Source organism: Bradyrhizobium sp. Leo78, assembly GCF_059512425.1.
The window spans coordinates 107,651-129,448 of the sequence record NZ_JCAMOT010000025.1 but is presented as its reverse complement, the minus strand read 5'-3'; the positions used below and the strand labels follow the sequence as shown (position 1 = coordinate 129,448).

Genomic DNA, 21,798 nt, shown 5'->3' with positions numbered 1-21,798 from the left:
CGCAACGTTCGTGACGATCGCGAGCCGCCCCTCATCTGGGTGAGACGCGCGGAGTTAAATCACTGATTTGCCCGACGACGGAAGCGGAATGTTTTTTGCGTGAGGGGTGGACGGGGCAAATCAGTTTGAAATTGCTCGCGAATTTTTCTCCGCCGTCATTCCGGGGCGTCCGAAGGACGAGCCCGGAATCCATTTCTCCGCCTGCGCATGCGGCCCGATGGATTCTCTGATGTGCAATTGCACATCGTAGCTCGCGCTACGCGCGCCCCGGAATGACGGCGAGAGCGGAGTGCGCCGCGCGACTACGCCGGGCCGTTGGGCACGTCGGAGAAGCGTGTCAGCCACGCCACCGGCCCGATGCTGGCGGCGATGATCAGGAGCGCTGCGAGTGCGCCTTCCTCGAAGCTGCCGCGGCTGGCGTACTGGTAGATCGAGGTCGACAGCGTCTCGACATTCAGCGGGCGCAGCAGAAGCGTTGCTGGCAACTCCTTCAGGCAATCGACGAACACGATGATGGCGGCGCCGAACAGGGCGGGCTTCAACAGCGGCAGGTGGATCCGGTGCAGAATCGTGGCCTGACCGGCGCCGACGGCGCGCGCGCTCTCGTCATAATCGCGTGGGATCTGCTCGAAGCCGGCTTTGATCAAGCCGGTCGGCACCGCCAGGAAGCGGATCGCGTAGGCCATCACCACGGCTGAGCCCGAGCCCATCAGGATCAATCCCGGCAGCGATCCTCCGGTCCACCCGGCGAGCGCGTTCAGGGCGTTATCGACGGCCAGCACCGGCGCGAGCAGGCCAAGCGCGATCACGAGGCCGGGCAACGCGTAGCCGGCCTGCGAGATGTTCATCGCGATATGCTGCAACGGACTTGGCCGCCAGCGATGGGCGATGATGGTGGAGAACCCGAGCAGCAGCGCCAGCAGCGTGGCCAGGGTTGCAAACGCGACCGAGTGGAACGCGTGGCGCCACAGCGACGCATCGAAATTGGCGAGCAGCCCGCGCCTGGCGCTTTGATGCACGAGATAGAGCAGCGGCACGACGAAGCCGATCAGCACCGGCAGCAGGCATGTTGCGAATACCGACCACGCTCGAGCGCCGACCAGCGGTGTTCGCGGCGTGAGCCGCGGGCTTTCGGCGGCGAGTTCGGCATTGGTATTGCGGCGGCCGTAGCGCTCCATGAGGACGAGCCCGGCGACGATGGCGAGCATCAGGCAGGCGAGCTGCGAAGCACCGGCGAGGCTGCCGCGGTTGAGCCAGGTCGTGAAGATCGAAACCGTCAGCGTGCGGATGCCGAGATATTCGCTGGCGCCGATATCGTTCAACGTCTCCAGCGACACAAGCGCCACGCCGACCGCAAGCGCCGGCCGCGCCATCGGCAGCGAGACGCGCCAGAACACGGTCCATTTGCCGGCGCCGAGCGTCTTCGCGACCTCCGCGAATTCTGCCGTCTGAAACTGGAACATCGCCCGCGCCGACAGATAGACGTAGGGGTAGAGCACCAGTCCGATCACGACAATCGCGCCGGGCAGGGATCGCAGATTGGGCAGCCAGCCCACGGCGTCACGGAGCGGCAGCCAGATCCCGAGCGTGCGATGGACAAGGCCGAGCGGCTCGAACAAATCGGCATAGACATAGGCCGCGAGATAGGTCGGGACCGCCAGCGGCAGCGGCATCAGCCACAGCAGTATGCCGCGGCCGCGGAAATCATAGCGCGAGATCAGCCACGCCGTGCCGGCACCGAGCAGAAGCGTCAGCGCACCGACACCGGCGAGCAGGAGCGCAGTGTCGATCATCGCCGCCGGCAGCACGTAGTTGATCAGGTCGTGCCACACCTCCGGTGCCGGCTGCATGGCAAGCGACACGATCGAGATGACGGGCGCGGCGACAAGCGCCGCAGTCGCCACCGCGATCGCCGCGGCGATTCGCCCGGCGTAGACGCGTCGTCGAGGTGATTGGCCGGACCGGCTGCTTCCCTTCACCTCTCCCGCTTGCGGGGGAGGTCGCCGTGCTCGTAGAGCGCGGCGGGTGGAGGCTCTCTCCACTGGGGGAGTGTGAATCGCGGAAGCAACTCCACCCCGGCCCTCCCCCGCAGGCGGGGGAGGGGGCGAAGCAGAGAGGTCAGTTGTCAAAGCCGACCTTGTCCACCAGCGTTGCCGCCGCCTTGCGGCTCGCGGCGATCTTCGAGATCGGCAGGCTGTCGGCATTCAGCGTGCCGTAGCCCGCGATGGTGGGATTGACCGCAACGCCGGCACGAACCGGATATTCGTAGTTCTGGTCGGCGTACAACTGCTGTGCCTGCTCGCCGGCGAGCCATTCGATCAGCTTCACGGCGTTGGCCTTGTTGGGCGCATGCTTGGCGAGCAGCACGCCGGACAGATTGACATGGGTGCCGCCGCCCTCGAAGGTCGGCAGGACGACGCGGGTCGCCTCCGCCCACGGCTTCTTGTCGGGATCGTTGTTCATCATCAGCGCCCAGTAATAGGTGTTGCCGATGCCGATGTCGCATTTGCCCGCGGCGACGTCGCGCGCGGCTTCGCGATCGCCGCCCGACGGCTTTTGCGCCAGATTGGCCTTGACGCCACGCAGCCATTCCTCGGCCTTGGCCTCGCCGTGCTTGGCCACGTAGGCCGCGAACAGCGCATTGTTGTAGATGTGCTGGCCGGAGCGGATGCAGATCTTGCCTTTCCACTTGGGGTCGGCGAGCTCCTCATAGGTGATCTTGTCCTGCTTGACGCGGTCCCTGGAGGCATAGATCACGCGAGCGCGCATGGAGATGCCGGCCCAATGCCCGTCCGGATCGCGATATTGCGCCGGGACGATCTTCTCGACCACCTCCGACTTGATCGGCTGGGTCACGCCGGCCTGTACCGCTTCGTCGATGCGGCCGATATCAACCGTCAAGAGCACATCGGCCGGGCTGTTGGCGCCCTCCGCCTTGATGCGCTGCTCCAGCCCTGAACTCGCCGAGACGACATTGACCTTGATGCCGGTGTCCTTGGTGAAGGCATCGAACAGTGGCTGGATCAGCTTGGTCTCGCGATAGGTGTAAACGTTGACTTCGCCATTGTCGGCTGATGCGGTCGAGACGGCGGGCAAGGTCAGGCACAGCGCCGCCGCTGACGCGGCGAGGACGCGAAAGTTGATCATGAGGCTGCTCCGGCAGGATGTCACGCGGTACCGGAGTGCCTAGCGCAGGCGACGCCAAGATGTCCGCGACCCGATGTCGCGAACGGCCTGATTTAGAGTGATTCCAGCGTAACGACTTAGAGCGATTCCAAATTTGGATTCCACGACTCGGCGGAGTGTCGTCGGGGCCGGGCATTTTCCTCCAGGCCTTGTTGTTCACCTTGTTCGTCAGAACGCGGGATGGCAGTATCGCCCCCTCATAAGCAAAATCGGACAGGACCATGCCGCTCGTCCGGATCTGGGTCTATGACGGCATCCTCGCCTCCGGCGTGGCGGGAGCGATCGACGTCTTCACAGCGGCCAATGCGGTATGGGCAGAACGGCCTCACCATCGCGGGGCAAGAGCGCCGCTGCTGCAATGGCGGGTCGAGTCGCTGGACGGCAAGGCGGTCGAGACCGCTTCGGGCCAGGTCATCGAGGTCGACGGGCCGATCAGCGCACGCGCCGCCGTGGATGCGGTGGTCGTGCCGGGACCCTTCGTTGTCAACATCGAGCGCTTCTTCGAAAGAATCGACATTGTCGAACCGTTGCTCACTGCGCTGCGCCGCCAGCACGCGCGCGGCGCGCTGCTCGCCTCCTACTGTACCGGTAGTTTCATTCTCGCCGAGGCCGGCCTGCTCGACGGTGGCGTTGCCACGACGCATTGGGCGAAGGCGAAGGCATTCGCCAAACGTTACCCCGAAGTGGACCTCCGGGTCTCGGAAATCCTGACCGAGCAGAACCGCATCGTCTGCTCCGCCGCGGTGACGACGTCGCTCAACCTGGCGCTTCGCCTGGTTGAGAAATTTGCTGGCCTCGAAGTGGCGGCGGAAACCGGCAAGTTGATGCTGATCGACTCAAACCGCGTGTCGCAGACCTCCTACGCCAGCATGCCGAGCGCGCCGCAGCATTCGGACGCGCTGGTGGCACGGGCGCAGCGCTGGATGGAAAAGTCACTACAACATGGGTTCAGCCTCGCCGAACTCGCGCAGCATCTTGCGGTCAGCGAGCGCACGCTCAATCGCCGCTTCAAGCTCGCGACCGGCGAGGCGCCGCTCCATTACCTGCAAGCGCTGCGCGTCGACGTGGCAAAGCGGCTGCTCGAAACCAAAGGCTTGAGCGTCGATGCGGTCAGCGCCCGTGTCGGCTACAACGATCTCTCCACCTTCCGTCGCCTGTTCAAGCGCGAAACCGGGCTTTCGCCTCGCGAATATCAACGCCGTTTCGCGCGCCGTAACGCCCGCGCTGCGCCGGCTGCGTAGCCGCGCCTGTCCGAATTTCCTCGAAACATGGCGATACTGCCACTGTCAGCAGAACCGCTCAGCATCTAGACCTCGGCTTGCGAACGAGCTCAGGAGGTCTTTATGCCGATGATCGATGTCACCATTCCGGAGGGCGCGCTGAAACCGGAAGCCGAAGCGCGGCTGATCAAGGAACTCGGCGATCTCCTGATCGGGCACGAGGGATTCGACCCCACCAATGAGGTCGCCCAAAGCGTGACGGTCGTGTACCTGCATCGGCCGGCCGCCGTCTATGTCGCGGGCCAACACTCGGCCTCGCCGCGATACCGTATCGTCCCGACGGTGCCCGAAGGGCAGTACACGGAAGCTTCGCGCAGGGCCTTGGTGAAGGACGTCACCGACGCCGTGGTGCGCGCCGACGGCGGTACGTTCGAGGACGTCGCGCCGCGCGTCTGGGTATTTCCGACCGAGGTGCCGGACGGCCAATGGGGCAGCCGCGGCGCGATCCGTCCGTTGCCGGACATCCAGGCCTTCATCGCCGGCGAGCATGAGCGAAAGGTCGGCGAGGAGCGATTGGCACGGCGGCGCCGCGTGAAGGCGCTCGAACTCTTGGCCGGCGCGCTTGATGCCGCGCGCAAGGGGATCGATTGATGCGTCGTCCTGCAGCGTCCCCCGAAGTGCCGACAATTTGGGCAGCGCGCCCAGCTAATGCGTTTCCCCTCGGGGAAGTCTGCGCCTAGTCTTCCTTGCCGGGAGGTGGAGTTCGGATGCGGGCGATCCTGGATTATTGCGGCGGGGCAGTTCGGCGGCAGGTGCCGGCCGGCACGCTCATCATCCACGAGGGTGGCAAGACCGGGCATCTGTTCGTGCTGATCGAAGGGCGGCTGGAGGTGATCAAGGGCGATGCCGTGGTCGCGGTGCTCGCTGAGCCCGGCGCCGTGCTCGGTGAGATGAGTGTGCTGCTCGATCAGCCGCACACCGCAACGGTGCGCGCTGCATCCGACTCGCTGGTCTATGAATTCGATGATGCGGCGACCTTCCTGCGCGAGCAACCGGAAGTGGCGCTGCTGATGGCCCGGCTGCTCGCGCAACGGCTCAACGTCGCCACCACCTATCTCGCCGATCTCATGCACCAATATGCCGACCATGGCACGCATCTGGCGATGGTCGGCGAGATCCTGCAGAGCATGATCAACCTGCCGCCGATGCAGGTCGCGCTAGGATCGGATCGGCAATCAGACCCAAGGATGTGAGCCAGGGCGGCGGGTGCTCGATCCGGGCGGCCGGCTGCAGCGATGCGTTGAGATCGATGGTCTGCTCCTCGCCCGGCGCCAGCCAGAACGCGCTGCCCTCATTGATATCAAGTACGATACAAGTCGGCGGACGGCCGGGCATGCGGCCGGTGTTGAACACCCAGGTCGCGCCTAACCGATCGAACCACGAGCCATCAGGAATGAACGGCGACTGGTGCACATGGCCTGATATCACCATGGACGGCTGATGGCGCTGGATCCATTGCACCAGCTCGACATCGCCGAAGAAGCGCTTGCCGCCCCAGCTCGTCGGCGAGTTTGCGGGCGGCGCGTGATGCACCCAGATCCAATTCGCGGGCCGGTTGACGGCGGCGTTACGAAGCTGCGCGTCGAGCCGCTCCTTCACCTTTGGGCCGTCCCACCACGGGCACACCGTGAACAGCGTATCGCCGATCGTCAGATTGTCGCCGTCGCCGGCGATCCCGAGCTCCCTGACGTCAGAGACCCAGCGCGCGATCTTCTCGCCGTCGGGATTGCGTTCGTCGAGATCGTGATTGCCGGAGCAGAGGATGACGCGGGTGCGGGCTGCGAGCAGCGAAAGATATTTCTTCACCACGACGATCTGGGCGCGGAAATCGACGATCGATGAGATGTCGAGCGCATCGCCGGCAAAGATCACCAGGTCGAATTGCGGCGCCGCCGCGAGCAGCCAGTCGAACTGCGGCAATGAATAATGCAGATCGGCAACGACCAGGCAGCGCATGGGACCTCGATCAGGATCCGATGGGGTGAAATCAAATTGCTCAGGAATTGGGCGCGTCAGGCGCCGATGCATTCACGTCGGGAAAATCGAGCAATAATTGTGCCGTGTCGCATCCTGCGAACGCGACACATCCCCGCAGCGCCGTGGCCCGGGTGCAGCGCAACGTAACCAGGGCCGCTCGCGAACGCGGATGCGCCTGTCCCGGGTTGCGCTGGGCTTCACCCGGGCTACGGGATCGTGCTCACGCCCGCGCGGTGGCGTGGGGGAACGCCACTTCGATCAGGGTGCCGGAGCGGCCCCCGGTCTTGATGTGGAATCTGGCGCGGTTGGCCTCGACCAGTGCCTTCGTCAGCGACAGGCTGACGGCGGAGCCCTCGGTGGTCTGGTCCGACGGCGCCGGCGTGCGGAACGGTTCGAGGGCTGCGGCGACCTCGTTGTCGTTGAGGCTCTGTCCGGTGTCGCGGACGCGCAGCATCACCTCGCCGAAATCGGACAATGCGGTCGAGACGATGACCTGGCCGCCCGCATTGGCGAGATGGATCGAGTTGCCGATCAGATTGAGCGTGATCTGGCGCAGCGCGCGCGCATCCGCCAGCACCGGCGGCAGCATATGCGCAAGCGAGGTGCGGATGATGATGCGCTCGCGATTGGCCTGCGGCTGCATCACCGCGACGCAGCTTTCGACCATCTCATTCAGGTTCTGGTCGGTGAGGGCGAGATCGAGCTTGCCGGTCTCGATTCGCGAAAGGTCGAGCAGATCGTTGATGATCGCCAGCACGTGCTCGCCGGAGGCGCGGATGTCCTTCATGTATTCGAGATAGCGCTCGTTGCCGAGTGTGCCGAAACGCTCGCCGATCATCACTTCGGCAAAGCCGATGATGGCGTTCAACGGCGTGCGCACTTCGTGGCTGATCCGCGCCAGCATGTCGGCCTTCGCGATCGCCGCGCGCTCGGCGAGGCGCTTGGCCTCGCGCAGCTCGCTCTCGCTCTTCTTGGCCTGCGACAGATCGCGGAACACTGCAAAGAAGTTCGGCCCGTCGGCGCGGGTGCGGCCCATGGTGATCGACAGCGGCACGAGGCCGCCCTGGCGCACGCGCCCGAGCCCCTCGCGGCCGTGGTCGAGCAGGCTCGCGACACCTTCGCCCTTGATGCTCTCAAGATAGTCGAGCATGACGCGCTGGCTTTCGGGCGCAAAGAGATCGGCGAGGTTGCGCTGCACGAGCTCGTCGCCGTCATAGCCGAACAGCGCCTCGGCGCTGCGGTTGCAGGAATTGATGTTGCCCTCGGCATCGAACATCACGACACCCTCGGCCGCGGTGTCGAGGATGGCGCCGAGCTCCTCGGCATCGGCCAGTCCTGTCCCCGGCGGTACGTCAGGCGGAAGCGGCTCCGCCGCCATCGCCGCCGCAATGGCCGCGCCCTCATCGCGCCGCTCGGCGAAGATCAAGGCGAGCGCGGAATCGCCGTCCCAGGAGATCGTGTGAAGGTGCGCCTCGGCGCTCGGATGGCCGGCATCGCCATGCGGCGGGGCTGCTGCGATCCGCACCGGCGTGCCAGAGTCGGAGGTGCTGCTGGTGGCCGAGACGCCGGGCTCGACATAAAGCGCATCCAGTCCGCCGGCATCCTCAAGCGCGCGCACGCTCTCATATCCCATCCGCTCAAGGAAAGCGGGGTTGGCATAGAGCAGGCGGTCGAGCCGGTAGATCAGGACACCGGTCGGCATGAGGTCGAGCAGCGCGCGGTCGCGCCTGGCTTCGCCGCGCGGTGCCGGCTCGGGCTCGCTCAGCCATTCCGGCGCGACAGTCGCCGGCGCGACAGTCGCCGGCTGTTCCGCGCTCGGTGGCTCGAAAGCGGGTTCGTGCGCTTCCGCAGGCGGGGGCGGCGCTTCGGCGATCGGCTCTTCGGTGGCCGATGGCGTCGGCGCTGCCGCGAGCTGGCTTTCGAGCCGTGCCGATAATTGCCGCGCCAGTTCGTTGAAGGCGTTGTTCTCGACCGGCGTCAGCGACGGCGGCTTCGGTTCGCCGGGCGGACGGAATGGCAGCACGTTGCCGGGCGCCTCCACCGGCGTTTCCGTTGAGATGTCCTTGGGCGTATCCAAAATCGTTTCCAAATCGCTCTGTTGTGAAATCTCGGACGCGTTCGGCTCGGGCAGTTCGGCACTGGTTGCAGTTGCCGCAGCGGGCTCTGTCGGCGGCGCCGCGCCGGATGAGACCTCGGGGCGCGGCGCCTCTCGCACCTCGGATCGTTCAGGCTCGGCCGGAATTGTGTCGGCGGACAGTGGCTGGGCCGGCGGTCCACTGAAAAATTCGTAGCGGCGCAGCGCCTCCAGCCGCGCCAGACCGTCGAAATCGCGGCAGACGCCAAAGCCGCGATAGCCGGCGAAATTGCGCGCGCGGTCGAAAATCGGCAGGCCCGACAATTCGATCCTGAGCCGGCCGCCGCCATCGACCGGCCAGTTCAGCGTGATGCCGCTCCAGGTGTCCTGGGTGGCAAAGGCCTTCATTATCAGTCCTTCGGGATCGAGGCCGAACCTGTCGGCGATGTCGCTCCACAGCCGGCCGAAGCCGGCCGCGGCCTGCACGCCGATCAGCCGGGTGAACTCGTCCGAGCCGAGCGAGAAGCGGCCTTCGCGGTCCATCTGCCACATGAAGCGCAGCGGGGTGCGGCGCGTATTCGGCAGCGGCTCGTCATGCCATGACGGCGTCTTTTCGGACGCGCCGGCCGGCGTGCGTCCATCCGGCGTCGTGTAGGACAAGGGCGTTGCGACCGGCGCCGACGGCTCGTCGGCGACCGGCGCGATGAAGGGCGAGGGCTCGGCTTCCTCGGGGTCCGTATCCAGCGCGTCGAACAGCGCGAATTCGGCGGGCGCTTCCCCTGACAAAGCGGGCTGCTCGTAGAATGGCTGCCTGGCCGCAGGGCCGGCCGTGGTTTCCGGCGGAGAAGGCGCGACCTCGGTCTCTGTGACCGCGGGCATCAGCAGCGCGATGAGGCCGACATCCGCGCCGCTGCCGACGCGCTGCAGCACCATGTGGCCGATGCGGAAGGAGGTTTCGACCCGGCCCTGCCGGAGCGCGTCTTCGCGCGCGGCATCAAGGCCGGCCTCGGTGAGATTTCGGAAGCCGAGCAGCGCCCGGGCGGCGTCGCTGGCGCCGACGAACATGCCGTCGCGCGTGAACGCGGCGATCGGTATCTTGACGTCCCGGACCAGGCGGGAGAGCCGCTCGAGGAGGGGCATCGTGCGATCGGTCGCGCCGCTCGCGGCGGCGATCAGGACGGCATGCCGGCCATCGGCGAATTCGAGCCGCGAGCAGGCGCAGGTCGCGAGCATGCCAAGCGGTGCGCCGAAGCCGCGCAGCCGCTCCAGCCGCACCGCGCCATTTTGCGGCAGGCGGCCGGCGAGCTGCGCGACCTGCCGCCGATGCTGGTCGGCCGGCCCGAACACCTTTCCCACAAGTGCCGTGCCGTTCCCGGCGCCGAACGATTGCGCGCCGACCGGATTGGCCCACAACACCCGCTTGCCGTCGATTGACCACAGCCAGGTGGGCAGGGGGCTCGTTGCATGCACGGCCAGCCTGGGATCGCCGAGGCCCTGCAACTGGAATTCCGCACTATTCATCGCGACAACTTGACCGCACGGTTTCGCTTCTCGCTCGCCGATCGCTGAAAGAAATCGGCGGCCAAACGACGACAGCCTTAACAGACCGTTAGTATCGCAAGTGCGACGCGGCAGGTCCACGGCCTCGCCAAACGACCGACGATCCTAGCCGCGATAACGTTAACTCGCCCGAACGATCAAGCCTGCTTTGGCGTTGTACCTTGTAAACCTGCGTCAAAAGTTCACGACCGCAAAAAAGCTTCGTCATTCGGGCGAGGTCTTTTGACGGTAGGCTGGTGCGACCCGAGCGGGGAGGAAAGGGCCAAAAAGGCCTGGCAGAGAACAAGGAGTGGACCATGAGCAACGATGCGCCGGACCGTTTCGAGATTCCGAAGGACGTGCGATCGATGGCCGAGGCGAGCTTCGAGCAGGCCCGCAAGACCTTCGAGAAGTTTCTGGCCGACGCACAGGAGACCGCAGGCTCGCTGGAGGAGCGCAGCGCCACGGTTCGCGCCGGCGCCAAGGACATTTCGAGCAAGGCGCTCACTTACGCCGAAAACAACGTCAAGGCGTCGCTGGACTATGCGGAATCCCTCGTGAAGGCCAAGGACGTCAGCGAAGTGATGCGGCTGCACGGCGAATATGTGCAGGCCCAGATGCGCGCGCTGGCGCAGCAGGCGAGCGAAATGGGCCAGATCGTCAGCCGCGCCGCGATGGACGCGATCAAGCCGAAATCGTGAGGTTTGGCGCGGCATTAGCCGCAGGTCGGAAACCCTCGGGACCGTGGGCCGACAAATTCGGCATCGCATCGATTTAACGTTGCGTTGCACAAAATTGACATGATAAAGAGCTTTACTTGTCCTGCCCAGGGACAGGGCATTCCGTGGAATAGGAACTAGGCAGCGTGATCCAATTCGACCGTTCTCGGTCCTTGCGGGCTGCGGCGTTCGCAATGGGGTCACCGGACTTTACCCCGTTGTGAAGGATGCATGCGATGACCAGTTCGACTGATCCGTTTTCCGCTTCTATCATTCCGTTCGAAGTTCCCGAGCAGATGCGCGCGTTCGCCGAAAAGGGCGTTTCGCAGGCGCGCGACAACTACGCCAAGTTCAAGGACGCCGCCGAGGCCCATAACGGCACCATTGAGGCGGTGTTCACCAGCGCCAGCAAGGGCGCGAGCGAATATACCGCCAAGGTGATGGAGTTCGTGAAGGCCAACACCACCTCGGCGCTCGATTTCGCCCAGGAACTGCTCGGCGCCAAGACGCCCTCCGAGGCTCTGGAACTGTGGACCACTCAGACCCGCAAGAGCCTCGAGGCCTTCAGCGCCCAGGCCAAGGAACTGACCGAACTCGGCCAGAAGGTCGCCAACCAGACCGCCGAGCCGATCAAGGCCAGCGCCTCGAAATATTACAAGCCGGCCGCCTGATCGAGGCAAAACCGCAGAAAGGCCCGGGCAACTGAGCCCGGGCCTTTTGTTTTGAGAGAGCTTTGGAGCTCTTTGGACGCGGGAAAGTCCCGCGTTCGGCCTTGCCAAAGCGGGGCGTTGCACCTAGTTTCCGGCCCATTCGCGAGGCCCCTTTGCGCGGCCTCGTCCGAGGATGCAGTTGTAGCTCAGTTGGTTAGAGCGCCTGTCTGTGGAACAGGAGGTCGGTGGTTCGAGCCCACCCAACTGTACCAACCAAATCAAACAATTTGCGCTTTGTTCGCTTCCAATTTGGGTAGCGACCCGAATTAGGAATGAGCACGACTGCCAATGCGTGTTCAGGCGCGCGCTGATCTCGAAACGATACTCAACTTTCGCGCGTCTTATTCGAGTGAGACCAACGCGGTCCCGGCCATCCCAAGTGCACGCGCGGCTCCGGTGGATAAGTCTATGCAGCGTCGCTTTATGAAGGGACCACGGTCGTTGATCCGAACGGTGACGCTTCGACCGGTTGAGTGTGAGGTAACTGTGACGTGAGAGCCGAAGGGCTTGGTACGATGCGCTGCAGTCATCGCGTTTGGATCCATCCGCTCGCCCGATGCGGTTCGGCTGCCGATGTAGCCATAACGAGAGGCAACACAAGTTTCGGCAAATGCTGAGGCAGATAAACACGTGACCGCCAAGGCGGTGCATATTGGGCGGATCATCGCGTCCTCTTCCAGGATCCTGCCCGCTCCGCCAACTTTTCCGGAGCCTCTAGGTTCCTCCTGCCGCCGCGCTTTGGCTGTGATGTTCTGCACGGGTTTGTCAAGGAAGACGCCGCTCGCGGCCGGGCACAAAATCTGGATACGATCGGTGGAAGAGGGCGATCCGTCCTCACTTTCCCGAAGCGGTCCCGCCGACTGAGGCGAGGCGGTTCAGGAGTTCTCCTGCCTTGAACAGCAAGGCCCGTTCTTCCCTCGTCAGGCATCGCTCGATCGCGTCCGCGAGCCATTGCTCGCGACGGGTGATGTTCCTGTGAAGCACTTCCCGGCCGGCTCGGCTTAGGCGGACTCTGACCTTACGACGGTCCTTGGCGTCGGGCATCCGGATGATCAGTCCGTCCGCCTTGAGCTCGCGAAGCGCGGCTGCCAGGTTCGAGGATCGCATATTCTCGGATTCGCCAAGCATGGTTGGCGTGGCAGCGTCCCCGGCCCGCTCAATGGCTCCAAGCAACTGCAATCGCACCCAGGAGCGATCGTCAGCGTGGGCTTCGCGGCGCAGTCGGCGCGAGAGATTCATGAACTGGTTGCGAAACGTCGTGACTTCGTGGCGAGGAGTTCGGCTGCTCATATAGCTATATTAGTATAGCTATCTTTGGCATCACAAGGCTGCGATAGCGACTTTCATATAGCTATTACTGCATAGATATTATCGGAGATAAATGGCGCGCCTCGCGCTCGAGCTGCCAGCCCCAGCCCGCCCTGAGCGTCAGCGCGAGCGGCCCGCATGGGAGATCAACATGGCCAAGAAAACAATCAGGGAAATGCTGGAGGCGGGAGAGTTCATTGCCGCACCCGGCGTTTTCGATCTGGTATCGGCAAAAATCGCGGCCCAGACCAATGCGAAGGCGCTGTACATGACGGGGTTCGGCACCGTCGCATCCTATCTGGGATATCCGGACGCCGGCCTTGCGACCTATACTGACATGCTCGACCGGGCGAGCGCAATCGCGCAAGCCGTGGATAAGCCAGTCATTGCAGATGGCGATACCGGCTATGGTGGTCTGCTGAACGTGCATCATACCGTGCGCGGTTACGAGAAAGCCGGCGTGGCGATGATCCAGATCGAGGATCAGCAGATTCCAAAGAAGTGCGGGCACACGCCCAATCGTCACATCATCTCGACCCAAGAGATGGTGAGCAAGATCAAGGTGGCTTGCGATGCGCGTTCGTCGAAGGAATTCCTGATCCTGGCGCGAACGGACGCAAGAACGGCAGTATCGCTGGACGAGGCGATAAGCCGCGCGGTCGCATACTCCGAGGCCGGAGCCGACGCGATCTTCATCGAGGCACCGGAATCCGTGGACGAGATGAAGACAATCGGTGCCTCAGTCGACGCGCCGCTGGTCTCCAACCAACTTCACGGCGGCAAAACGCCGATACTTCCGCAAAAAAAGCTCGAGGAGATCGGCTTCAGCGCTGCCATTTACCCCACCGCGGGACTGTTTGCGGCCGCACAAGCGCTTCAAAGCGTCTATGAGGCTCACGCCGATGGAAGGCTGGTCGAGACCCCGCTCTTCGCCTTCCAGGACTTCGTGAAGATGATCGGCTTCCAGAAAATCTGGGACTTCGAAAACAGATACGCGGATCTCTTGGCAGCGGAGAACGCGTCGGCGCAGGGCTGAGCCATCACGCGCGCGACGCATCGGCTAGCGGAGCAGGGCTGTCCGCCGTCATGCGACACCGGGAAGCGAGCGGTATTGCGCATGGTCGGACGCGCCGGAATGCCCAGCCCGCTTCCAGCTCTCGGTTGATCAACGGCTGCAACGCAACAACGCATGGTGAGTTCACGGTTGGGGTGGTATGGTGTTCTGCCTCAACTGCTGGAGTTCGATCATGCACTTCGGAATCAAGGGGCCGCTCGCCGGCGTCGCTCTCGCGGTTGGCTTCTCCTCGCCAGTCATGGCCGATAACGTCAAAGAGCTAAGGGCCGCGGACACGAAATTCGCCTATGTCGAGGCCGGCGAGGGCGACCCGATCGTTCTCGTGCACGGCGGGCTTCAGGATTATCGTTTCTGGAACGGGCACCTTCCGGCGCTTTCAAAAAACCATCGCGTGATTGCCTATAGCCGGCAGAACCATTTTCCCAACGCAACGAGCAAAGACGGCCTGCCTGATGCCGCGGCCGACGTTCACGGCGAGGATCTGGCCGCCATCCTCGCTGAGCTCGGCATAAAACGCGCACACATCGTCGCGCACTCTGCCGGTGCACATGCCGCGCTGTTCTTCGCATCCAATCATCCCGAGATGGTGATAACGCTGGTCGTCAACGAACCGCCGGCCGCGGGGCTGCTCGCCGGGACGCCGGGAAGCGCAGAGATACTGAAAGAGTGGGCCGCTCGATTCGCGTCCACACGGGAAGCGTTCCGAAAGGACGATATCGACGCAGGGCTGCGCCTCTTTGCGGAAGCGGTTGGCGGACCCGGCACCTACGACCGACGATCAGATGCCGATCGGAAAATGATGTCCGACAATGCGGCGTCAGCCGTTGCGGACGCGATAAGTTCCCGCCCACGTCCGGTGTTTACTTGCGAAATGGCAAAGCGCATTTCGGCGCCAACACTTCTGATGAATGGTGAGCGGAGCCCCGAGTTCTTTCATCGCATCGTGGACCAGTTGGAGAAGTGCCTTCCCGCGCGAAGGCGCATAACGATCCCCGGCGTCTCTCACACCGTTCCCGGCGAAAATGCTCCTGCCTTTGATGAGGCAGTCATCGCCTTCATAACAAGTCACTAGCTACTAACGACGCTGATTGAAAACGGCGCGGGCAGCCTGCTGTAGGCCACGTCTCCCCCTGGTCACGCGGGGCTCTCCGCGTGCTTGTTTGGCAACCAACATAGGAACGTGAGCACCGTTTCTGCGTTGGCACCGGACGGAGAAACGCGATGGACCCGGTTACGCGGTGTTTGCATTGCGGCAGGAGATTGGTCCCGGTCCTCAGCGCGAACGGGAGGACAGAACTCAGGTGCGTTTGGTGCGACAAGGTGAACCCGGTGAAGACCGAGCCTGTGATGCGGGATGACAGATCGTCGACCGAAAGGCTCAATTCTCACCCCTTGAGGGCCCCTTAAGCGAGCCTGCGCGGAGCGAGCGGTCTTCTGATGTGACGCCGATGCTCCGCGACATCAATCACCGAACTCGAACAAGTCCCAGGAAAAGTCGATCCCGCTTCCTGTAGCGCGGATCGTGCTTGTCCTGATCATGCCACGGCACTCCGCGTGTGTCGGGCGCAACTCAAATTCATTCGCATCTGAGCGCTGCGATTGAAGTTGCAAGCCTTCCGTCGCCTCGGTACAGCACGTGGCCCACCACTCAACACGATCCGAGCGATGAACAAGCCACTGAACGTTGCGATAGGAAGCATTCTCGTCAGCGTTTTGGTGCTCGGTTTGAAATACCTGGCGTATTGGCTGACCGGGTCCATTGCGCTCTACTCCGACGCGCTCGAAAGCATCGTCAACGTCGTCACGGCCGTTGTTGCACTGTGGGCGGTTCGCATGTCGGCAAAGCCCGCCGACGCCAATCATCCGTTCGGACATCACAAGATCGAATACTTCAGTGCGGTGTTGGTAGGCGTGATGATCATCATCGCTGCGCTCCTGATCGTGCGCGAGGCGTATGACGGCTTCCTGCACCCGAGAAAACTGGCTGTCGTGCCGGAAGGGCTGCTCGTGAACGGGCTCGCCAGCATCGTCAACGCCACCTGGGCCTGGGTGTTGATCGTGCGGGGACGGCGCATGCGCTCGCCGGCGCTGGTTGCGGACGGCCGACATCTCCTGACCGATGTGATCTCTTCCGTCGGCATACTGATCGGGCTTGTGCTCGCGCTCGTCATGAAATGGGAGTTTCTCGATCCTGCGCTTGCCCTGATCGTCGCTGCGACAATCCTGTGGTCCGGTTGGGGGGTCCTCAAGGAGTCCGCCGGCGGCCTGCTTGATGAAGCGGTGCCCGAGGCAACGTTGAACGCGATTCGGCGGACGATTGCCGACCATGCAGCCGGTGCGCTGGAAGCTCACGACGTCCGCACGCGCCACGCGGGGCGTGTCACGTTCATTGAGTTCCACCTCGTCGTCCCCGGGCAGATGACGGTGTCAGAGGCGCATCGGATATGTGACCGTCTCGAAGCAGCCTTGCGGGCGGAGGATGAAGACAGGCGGATCACCATCCATGTGGAGCCGGAAGAGAAGGCCAAACATTCCGGCATCGTCGTCGTCTGATACCGGCTTGTCGCCTGAGCGTGACCTTATCGAGGTCGGGACATCAGGTGATCCCTAAGCGAGTGAATGAGTCTGCATAAACTCGCCATCCGATGAAGCTTTTGCGCAACACCCGCGCCTGATACGAATGTAACATTACTGGAAAGAATTTCTTCAGCGTTATCAGCGGCTAAGTCCGTCCGCTGCAATTCCGGCGCCTGTATCGCTCCATCAAGCCATCATCCTTCCTTGTTCTGGCCATCTTACTGCTGACGCCGTGCCGCGCTTCGGCTGTGATGTTCCCGTCACCTTGGCTTGCCAATCCAACAGCCTTCATCGACTATTTCCGCAGATCGATGACGAGAGGAACAATGACGATTCTCGGCTCCACTTATTACAGGTTCGGTTTGCTGTTGGCCGCGACGGTGATCGTCGCAACGTGGCCACGACCCGGCGCCGCTTACACGCCCGAGCAGCAGCAGGCTTGCTCGCCCGATGCGATGCGACTCTGCAGCGCGTTCATTCCTGATGTCGACATGATCACCGCCTGCATGGTCCGCAACAAGGCGCAGCTCTCGCCGCCGTGCCGCGTGTTCTTCAGTGCTGACCCGGAGGAACGACGGGAGCGCAGGCGTCGCGCAAGGTCCGCGGAATAAGGTGCGACATCGCGAAATCGCGAAGCTACGCGAGTCCGGCGTGAGTCGGACGAGCGCTGGTTCAAGTCCTGCGCGCGCGACAGACTGACGCCTTGCGGCGTTTTCGCTCATCAACATCTTCTCACCAGAGGAGAATCCGGTGAGCGAACACGACAGAATGGAAATGGACCGGCACTTTGCCTGGTTCGAAGGCAAGCTGCCGCCGCGGCCCGCAAGGTTTGTCGGGTGGCTGCGCAAGCCGTCGTCGCGCTACGCTCGGATGCCGCTTGCCGTTCTGCTGATGCTCGGCGGCGTCTTCAGCTTCCTGCCGGTGCTCGGCCTATGGATGCTGCCGCTTGGACTCCTTTTGTTCGCGCAAGACGTGCCAGTGTTACAAAAGCCCACCGCGCGGACTCTCGGGTGGGTTGAGCGCAAGTGGACGGAGCGCCAGCGCGCAAAAAACCTGCCGTGATTCGCGGCAAAAACGCGCATTCGCTTCTATTGCTGGTTGTGTGCACTGCAAGGTGTGACTCAAACAACAACATTTTCCGGCAATTTGCGGCTCACGCCCCATTGTCCGCAAATTTCTGCTTTCGCGAATCACCACGCTGATTCATTTTCGTGGTCTGGGGTCAATCTGGAGGCCAACGTAATGAACGTGATTGTTTTTGCTTCGCGTAAGGGGGGCTCGGGCAAAAGCACCCTGGCTGCTCATCTGGCTGCCCATGTACACAAATCGACCAAGCCTTGTCTGTTGATCGACGCGGATCCGCAGGGCTCGCTGACGCTGTGGCACAAGCTGCGCGGCACCAACGAACCGCCGATCAAGGCCGCCGTCAATTCCGTGAGCGGCATCGTGGCTGCGGCCAAGCGCGACGGGATCGAGTGGGTGTTCATCGACACGCCGCCGAACCTGTCGGCCGTCGTCGACGATGCCATCAAGAATGCGACCATGGTGATCATTCCGGCGCGGCCTGGCGTGTTCGACGTCAACGCGGTGCAGGAAACGATCCAGACCTGCCGTTCAACGCGCAAGCCCTATGCGGTCGTGATCAACGGCGCGCCGGCTCAGCGCGATGGCGCCGAGAGCCCGATCGTCACGATCGCGCGCGAGTCGCTGGCGAAGTTCCGTGCACCGGTTTGGAGCGGACAGATCACCAATCGCGCCGATCTGCTGATGGCGCTGAGCCATGGTGAAGGCGCCCGCGAATATGATGCCGAGGGGCGCGCGGCCGCCGAGATCGGCCGGCTGTGGGCCGCGATCGAACGTTCGATCAAGGCGATCCGCGGCGCGGCATCGGCCAGCGGCGCGATGCACAAGCAGGCGGCCTGATCAACGACAGGCCTCCGGACTGACAAAAACGCGCGGCCCCCCGCGCGTTTTTGTTGGTGGTTGGTTGTTGGTGACGTACCAACACACTCCGTCATTCCCGGGCGCGCCTCTTGGCGCGAGCCCGGAATCCATTTCGCCGCGCGGTCTGCGGATGAATGGATTCCGGGTTCGCGCGATGCGCGCCCCGGAATGACTGAGTGCGTGGTGGCGTTTACGCCACCATCAGCATGTAGAAGATGATGACTGGCGAGAGGGTGAGGATCACCGACCAGATGCCGAGCGCCCAGAGAATGTCGCCGGTCGTAAATCCTTGATGGTCTAAAACTGGATCAAATTCTTTGTGCACGATGCGCCCCGTATTCTTTGGCGGGGCGATGGATAGCTGAAGCCTTTTAAGGTTCCGCTCGCAGTTTCGCTTGCATTTGACCACAGGTGCTACCGCGGATTAACTACGGCGCGGCGGCCTCTTCTTGCGCGTGTGGAGAGAGCTGATCCCCACCCGGTTTGCGCTGACGCGCAAACCGGCCTCCCCTTTTCAAGGGGAGGTGATCACGCAGCCGCTGACTCCCTGCGCTCCTTCTCCCTGAAACGGGGAAGGCTGGGATGGGGGTCTGCCGCGATTCACGCTGTCTGATGGGAAGCGAGAGCATCACCGATCGGCGCGGCCGATCACGTCCATCAACTCGGCGATCTTTTGGCGCTGGTCGGCCTTGTCGCCGGAGGAGATCGCGTGCTCGACACAATGGGCGACGTGGTCGCGCAGCACTTCCTCCTCGACCCGCCGCAGCGCGGCGCGTGCGGCGGCGATCTGGGTCACCACGTCGATGCAATAGCGGTCGTCCTCGACCATCTTGGCGAGGCCGCGGATCTGGCCTTCGATTCGTTTCAGCCGTTTGAGGCAGGAACTCTTGATCTCGTCACGCATAGGGTTCATATACCCCCACAGGGTATCAGGTTCAAGGGCCGGAGCTCGGCCCGGGAAGAGTTCGCTATGACAGAGGCAGGGCACGGTCACGCGCATGAGGGGCACGCGCATCATCATGGCGTCCCGGTGGCTAGCTGCTGCGGCGGCAAGCACGGCGCCGCGGACGAGGGCGGCGCGCTTGCGACCGATCCCGTCTGCGGCATGAAGGTCGATCGTGCCACCGCCAAGCACCGCTTCAGCTACAAGGGCGAGGATTACGTCTTCTGCGGCGCGCGCTGCCGTGAACGGTTTGCGGCCGAGCCGGAGAAATTTTTAAAGCCCCGCGAGAGCGAGCCGGCGCTGCCCCCCGGCACCATCTACACCTGTCCGATGCATCCGGAAGTGAGGCAGGTCGGGCCGGGCTCCTGCCCGATCTGCGGCATGGCGCTCGAACCGGAAGAGGTGACACTCGACGACAAGCCCGATCCGGAGCTCGTCGACATGACACGCCGGTTCTGGATCGCGCTGGTGCTGACGCTGCCGGTGTTCGCGATCGAGATGGGCGGCCATGCCTTCGGCCTCGAACTGGTGCCGATGGGATGGGCGAACTGGATCTCGTTCGCGCTGGCGACGCCGGTGGTGTTGTGGGCCGGCGCGCCGTTCTTCGTGCGCGGCTGGCAGTCGCTGGTGACGCGCAATCTCAACATGTTCACGCTGATCGCGATGGGCGTCGGTGTCGCCTATGTCTACAGCGTGGTCGGCACGCTGGCGCCGCATCTGTTCCCGCCGGCGTTCCGCGACATGCACGGCCAGGTCGCGGTCTATTTCGAGGCTGCCGCCGTGATCACGATATTGGTGCTACTCGGGCAGGTGCTCGAGTTGCGGGCGCGGGCGCAGACTTCGGGCGCGATCCGCGCGCTGCTCGGGCTGGCGCCGAAGACGGCACGGCGCATCACCGACCATGGCGATGAAGACGTCGCGATCGAGGCGATCGCGGTTGGCGATCGCCTGCGTGTGCGTCCCGGCGAAAAGGTGCCGGTCGACGGCATCGTCATCGAAGGTCACGCGGTGCTCGACGAATCCATGGTCACCGGCGAATCGATGCCGGTGTCCAAGAACGAGGGTGACCGCGTGATCGGCGGCACCGTCAACCAGAGCGGCGGCTTCGTCATGCGCGCCGAGAAGATCGGCCGCGACACCATGCTGGCGCGGATCGTCGACATGGTCGCGAAGGCACAGCGCTCGCGGGCGCCGATCCAGCGGCTCGCCGATCGCGTCGCCGGCTGGTTCGTGCCCGCGGTGATCGCGGTCGCGGTGCTGGCGTTCGCCGCCTGGGCGGTGTTCGGGCCCGAGCCGCGCTTCACCTTCGGACTGGTCGCGGCCGTCACCGTCCTGATCATCGCCTGCCCTTGCGCGCTCGGGCTTGCCACGCCGATGTCGATCATGGTCGGCGTCGGGCGCGGCGCGCATTCGGGCATCCTGATCCGCAACGCGGAGGCGCTGGAGCGGATGGAGAGCATCGACACGCTGGTGCTCGACAAGACCGGCACGCTTACCGAGGGCAAGCCGAAGGTGGTCGGCGTGATTGCCGCGAAGGAGTTCGACGAGACCGAACTGCTGCGCCTTGCCGCCAGCGTCGAGCGGGGCAGCGAGCATCCGCTGGCGCTGGCGATCCTGAACGCCGCCAAGGAGCGCCAGCTTGCACTCGCCGAGGTCAGCGGCTTCACCTCACCGTCCGGCAAGGGCGCGACCGGCGCGATCGAAGGCAGGCAGGTCGCGCTCGGCAATGCCATGCTGATGGGCGAATTGAGGATCGCAACCAGCGCACTCGATGCGGCGGCGGAGACCGCGCGGCAGGACGGCGCGACCGCGATCTATGTTGCGGTCGACGGGCGTGCGGCCGGCGTGATCGCGATCGCCGATCCGATCAAGCCGTCGGCCAGGGACGCGCTGGCGGCACTGCGCGGCGACGGCCTGCGCGTGGTGATGCTGACCGGCGACAATGCGACCACCGCGCGCGCGGTGGCGAAGCGGCTCGGCATCGAGGAGGTCGAAGCCGGCGTGCTGCCGGACCGCAAGAGCGAGGTGGTGGAGCGGCTGCGCGGCGAGGGCCGTGTCGTCGCGATGGTCGGCGACGGCGTCAACGACGCGCCGGCGCTGGCGGCCGCCGATGTCGGCATCGCCATGGGCGGCGGCACCGACGTCGCGATCGAGAGCGCCGGCGTGACGCTGCTCACCGGCGATCTCCGCGGCCTGGTGCGGGCGCGGCACCTGTCGGTCGCGACTATGCGCAACATCCGCCAGAACCTGATGTTCGCATTCGTCTACAACGCCGCCGGCGTGCCGATCGCGGCCGGCGTGCTCTATCCGGTGTTCGGCATTTTGCTATCGCCGATGATCGGCGCCGCCGCGATGGCGCTGTCCTCGGTCAGCGTCATCGGCAACGCACTGAGGCTCGCAAGAGCGAAGCTGGATTGATTGTCGCTGTTTCGCGCTACGCTGCTCACAATGGTAGCACCGGTGTCG

Annotated in this window: 20 protein-coding genes and 1 tRNA gene; 13 read left to right on the top strand and 8 right to left on the bottom strand. The window is 64.0% G+C overall.

The window, feature by feature from the left end:
• Positions 1–302: 302 nt before the first annotated feature.
• Both AC5ZG1_RS27935 and AC5ZG1_RS27930 read right to left on the bottom strand, forming a co-directional pair.
• Positions 303–1,904, bottom strand: a complete 1,602-nt coding sequence (locus tag AC5ZG1_RS27935) for an ABC transporter permease (protein WP_496134676.1) — start codon at positions 1,902–1,904, stop codon at positions 303–305.
• A 214-nt stretch (positions 1,905–2,118) separates the two neighbouring features.
• A complete protein-coding gene (locus AC5ZG1_RS27930) occupies positions 2,119–3,147 on the bottom strand; it encodes a Fe(3+) ABC transporter substrate-binding protein (protein WP_496134675.1) in 1,029 nt (342 codons plus the stop codon).
• Positions 3,148–3,407: 260 nt separating this feature from the next.
• Between AC5ZG1_RS27930 and AC5ZG1_RS27925 the strand changes: the two genes are divergently transcribed.
• The 3 genes from AC5ZG1_RS27925 to AC5ZG1_RS27915 all read left to right on the top strand — a co-directional run bounded on the left by AC5ZG1_RS27925 (position 3,408) and on the right by AC5ZG1_RS27915 (position 5,659).
• Positions 3,408–4,427 carry a GlxA family transcriptional regulator gene (locus AC5ZG1_RS27925; protein ID WP_496134674.1) on the top strand — a complete coding sequence of 340 codons (1,020 nt, stop codon included), beginning with the start codon at positions 3,408–3,410 and terminating at the stop codon, positions 4,425–4,427.
• Between the two features lie 102 nt (positions 4,428–4,529).
• Complete coding sequence (locus tag AC5ZG1_RS27920) at positions 4,530–5,057, top strand: tautomerase family protein (RefSeq protein ID WP_496134673.1); 528 nt, start codon at positions 4,530–4,532, stop codon at positions 5,055–5,057.
• Between the two features lie 116 nt (positions 5,058–5,173).
• On the top strand, positions 5,174–5,659 hold the full coding sequence (locus AC5ZG1_RS27915; RefSeq protein ID WP_496134672.1) for a Crp/Fnr family transcriptional regulator: 486 nt from the start codon (positions 5,174–5,176) through the stop codon (positions 5,657–5,659).
• Here AC5ZG1_RS27915 and AC5ZG1_RS27910 read toward each other — a convergent pair.
• Both AC5ZG1_RS27910 and AC5ZG1_RS27905 read right to left on the bottom strand, forming a co-directional pair.
• Positions 5,598–6,422, bottom strand: a complete 825-nt coding sequence (locus AC5ZG1_RS27910; protein WP_496134671.1) for a metallophosphoesterase family protein — start codon at positions 6,420–6,422, stop codon at positions 5,598–5,600. The two genes, AC5ZG1_RS27915 and AC5ZG1_RS27910, sit on opposite strands and share 62 nt — an antisense overlap.
• A gap of 241 nt (positions 6,423–6,663) precedes the next feature.
• Positions 6,664–10,038 (bottom strand): PAS domain S-box protein, encoded by a 3,375-nt coding sequence (locus tag AC5ZG1_RS27905; RefSeq protein ID WP_496134670.1) that lies wholly within the window; start codon positions 10,036–10,038, stop codon positions 6,664–6,666.
• 335 nt (positions 10,039–10,373) lie between these two features.
• On the opposite strand from AC5ZG1_RS27905, the gene AC5ZG1_RS27900 reads away from it, so the two are divergent.
• The 3 genes from AC5ZG1_RS27900 to AC5ZG1_RS27890 all read left to right on the top strand — a co-directional run bounded on the left by AC5ZG1_RS27900 (position 10,374) and on the right by AC5ZG1_RS27890 (position 11,697).
• On the top strand, positions 10,374–10,757 hold the full coding sequence (locus AC5ZG1_RS27900; protein ID WP_456640995.1) for a phasin family protein: 384 nt from the start codon (positions 10,374–10,376) through the stop codon (positions 10,755–10,757).
• Positions 10,758–11,011: 254 nt separating this feature from the next.
• On the top strand, positions 11,012–11,446 hold the full coding sequence (locus tag AC5ZG1_RS27895; RefSeq protein WP_028167032.1) for a phasin: 435 nt from the start codon (positions 11,012–11,014) through the stop codon (positions 11,444–11,446).
• A gap of 174 nt (positions 11,447–11,620) precedes the next feature.
• Positions 11,621–11,697 (top strand) — tRNA-His (locus tag AC5ZG1_RS27890).
• Positions 11,698–11,826: 129 nt separating this feature from the next.
• Here the strand turns inward: AC5ZG1_RS27890 and AC5ZG1_RS27885 are convergent.
• Both AC5ZG1_RS27885 and AC5ZG1_RS27880 read right to left on the bottom strand, forming a co-directional pair.
• Positions 11,827–12,150 (bottom strand): septal ring lytic transglycosylase RlpA family protein, encoded by a 324-nt coding sequence (locus AC5ZG1_RS27885; RefSeq protein ID WP_456641016.1) that lies wholly within the window; start codon positions 12,148–12,150, stop codon positions 11,827–11,829.
• 169 nt (positions 12,151–12,319) lie between these two features.
• Positions 12,320–12,724, bottom strand: a complete 405-nt coding sequence (locus AC5ZG1_RS27880) for a MarR family winged helix-turn-helix transcriptional regulator (protein WP_496134680.1) — start codon at positions 12,722–12,724, stop codon at positions 12,320–12,322.
• A gap of 142 nt (positions 12,725–12,866) precedes the next feature.
• On the opposite strand from AC5ZG1_RS27880, the gene AC5ZG1_RS27875 reads away from it, so the two are divergent.
• From AC5ZG1_RS27875 to AC5ZG1_RS27850, 6 genes are all read left to right on the top strand, one after another.
• Positions 12,867–13,829, top strand: coding sequence for an isocitrate lyase/PEP mutase family protein (locus AC5ZG1_RS27875; protein ID WP_496134669.1), 963 nt, complete (start codon positions 12,867–12,869; stop codon positions 13,827–13,829).
• 277 nt (positions 13,830–14,106) lie between these two features.
• A complete protein-coding gene (locus AC5ZG1_RS27870) occupies positions 14,107–14,940 on the top strand; it encodes an alpha/beta fold hydrolase (protein WP_496134668.1) in 834 nt (277 codons plus the stop codon).
• Positions 14,941–15,533: 593 nt separating this feature from the next.
• The gene (locus AC5ZG1_RS27865) at positions 15,534–16,421 is read left to right on the top strand and encodes a cation diffusion facilitator family transporter (RefSeq protein ID WP_496134667.1); all 888 of its coding nucleotides are present in this window, start codon (positions 15,534–15,536) and stop codon (positions 16,419–16,421) included.
• Positions 16,422–16,771: 350 nt separating this feature from the next.
• Positions 16,772–17,056 carry a hypothetical protein gene (locus tag AC5ZG1_RS27860; RefSeq protein WP_349642670.1) on the top strand — a complete coding sequence of 95 codons (285 nt, stop codon included), beginning with the start codon at positions 16,772–16,774 and terminating at the stop codon, positions 17,054–17,056.
• Between the two features lie 157 nt (positions 17,057–17,213).
• A complete protein-coding gene (locus AC5ZG1_RS27855; RefSeq protein ID WP_496134679.1) occupies positions 17,214–17,507 on the top strand; it encodes a hypothetical protein in 294 nt (97 codons plus the stop codon).
• Between the two features lie 180 nt (positions 17,508–17,687).
• Positions 17,688–18,368, top strand: a complete 681-nt coding sequence (locus tag AC5ZG1_RS27850; RefSeq protein WP_028165401.1) for an AAA family ATPase — start codon at positions 17,688–17,690, stop codon at positions 18,366–18,368.
• 211 nt (positions 18,369–18,579) lie between these two features.
• Here AC5ZG1_RS27850 and AC5ZG1_RS27845 read toward each other — a convergent pair whose 3' ends face one another.
• Positions 18,580–18,714: a hypothetical protein gene (locus AC5ZG1_RS27845; RefSeq protein WP_282531981.1), complete on the bottom strand. Its 135-nt coding sequence runs from the start codon at positions 18,712–18,714 to the stop codon at positions 18,580–18,582.
• Between the two features lie 303 nt (positions 18,715–19,017).
• Complete coding sequence (locus tag AC5ZG1_RS27840; protein WP_028165400.1) at positions 19,018–19,293, bottom strand: metal-sensitive transcriptional regulator; 276 nt, start codon at positions 19,291–19,293, stop codon at positions 19,018–19,020.
• A 66-nt stretch (positions 19,294–19,359) separates the two neighbouring features.
• Between AC5ZG1_RS27840 and AC5ZG1_RS27835 the strand changes: the two genes are divergently transcribed.
• The gene (locus tag AC5ZG1_RS27835) at positions 19,360–21,750 is read left to right on the top strand and encodes a heavy metal translocating P-type ATPase (protein WP_496134666.1); all 2,391 of its coding nucleotides are present in this window, start codon (positions 19,360–19,362) and stop codon (positions 21,748–21,750) included.
• Positions 21,751–21,798 lie beyond the last annotated feature (48 nt).

Bases quoted from the DNA above. Each gene is read 5' to 3' on its own strand.
- AC5ZG1_RS27930 (WP_496134675.1), bottom strand. From the start codon at position 3,147: ATGATCAACTTTCGCGTCCTCGCCGCGTCAGCGGCGGCGCTGTGCCTG.
- AC5ZG1_RS27925 (WP_496134674.1), top strand. From the start codon at position 3,408: ATGCCGCTCGTCCGGATCTGGGTCTATGACGGCATCCTCGCCTCCGGC.
- AC5ZG1_RS27920 (WP_496134673.1), top strand. From the start codon at position 4,530: ATGCCGATGATCGATGTCACCATTCCGGAGGGCGCGCTGAAACCGGAA.
- AC5ZG1_RS27915 (WP_496134672.1), top strand. From the start codon at position 5,174: ATGCGGGCGATCCTGGATTATTGCGGCGGGGCAGTTCGGCGGCAGGTG.
- AC5ZG1_RS27910 (WP_496134671.1), bottom strand. From the start codon at position 6,422: ATGCGCTGCCTGGTCGTTGCCGATCTGCATTATTCATTGCCGCAGTTC.
- AC5ZG1_RS27905 (WP_496134670.1), bottom strand. From the start codon at position 10,038: ATGAATAGTGCGGAATTCCAGTTGCAGGGCCTCGGCGATCCCAGGCTG.
- AC5ZG1_RS27900 (WP_456640995.1), top strand. From the start codon at position 10,374: ATGAGCAACGATGCGCCGGACCGTTTCGAGATTCCGAAGGACGTGCGA.
- AC5ZG1_RS27895 (WP_028167032.1), top strand. From the start codon at position 11,012: ATGACCAGTTCGACTGATCCGTTTTCCGCTTCTATCATTCCGTTCGAA.
- AC5ZG1_RS27885 (WP_456641016.1), bottom strand. From the start codon at position 12,150: ATGATCCGCCCAATATGCACCGCCTTGGCGGTCACGTGTTTATCTGCC.
- AC5ZG1_RS27880 (WP_496134680.1), bottom strand. From the start codon at position 12,724: ATGAATCTCTCGCGCCGACTGCGCCGCGAAGCCCACGCTGACGATCGC.
- AC5ZG1_RS27875 (WP_496134669.1), top strand. From the start codon at position 12,867: ATGGCGCGCCTCGCGCTCGAGCTGCCAGCCCCAGCCCGCCCTGAGCGT.
- AC5ZG1_RS27870 (WP_496134668.1), top strand. From the start codon at position 14,107: ATGGCCGATAACGTCAAAGAGCTAAGGGCCGCGGACACGAAATTCGCC.
- AC5ZG1_RS27865 (WP_496134667.1), top strand. From the start codon at position 15,534: ATGAACAAGCCACTGAACGTTGCGATAGGAAGCATTCTCGTCAGCGTT.
- AC5ZG1_RS27860 (WP_349642670.1), top strand. From the start codon at position 16,772: ATGACGATTCTCGGCTCCACTTATTACAGGTTCGGTTTGCTGTTGGCC.
- AC5ZG1_RS27855 (WP_496134679.1), top strand. From the start codon at position 17,214: ATGGAAATGGACCGGCACTTTGCCTGGTTCGAAGGCAAGCTGCCGCCG.
- AC5ZG1_RS27850 (WP_028165401.1), top strand. From the start codon at position 17,688: ATGAACGTGATTGTTTTTGCTTCGCGTAAGGGGGGCTCGGGCAAAAGC.
- AC5ZG1_RS27840 (WP_028165400.1), bottom strand. From the start codon at position 19,293: ATGCGTGACGAGATCAAGAGTTCCTGCCTCAAACGGCTGAAACGAATC.
- AC5ZG1_RS27835 (WP_496134666.1), top strand. From the start codon at position 19,360: ATGACAGAGGCAGGGCACGGTCACGCGCATGAGGGGCACGCGCATCAT.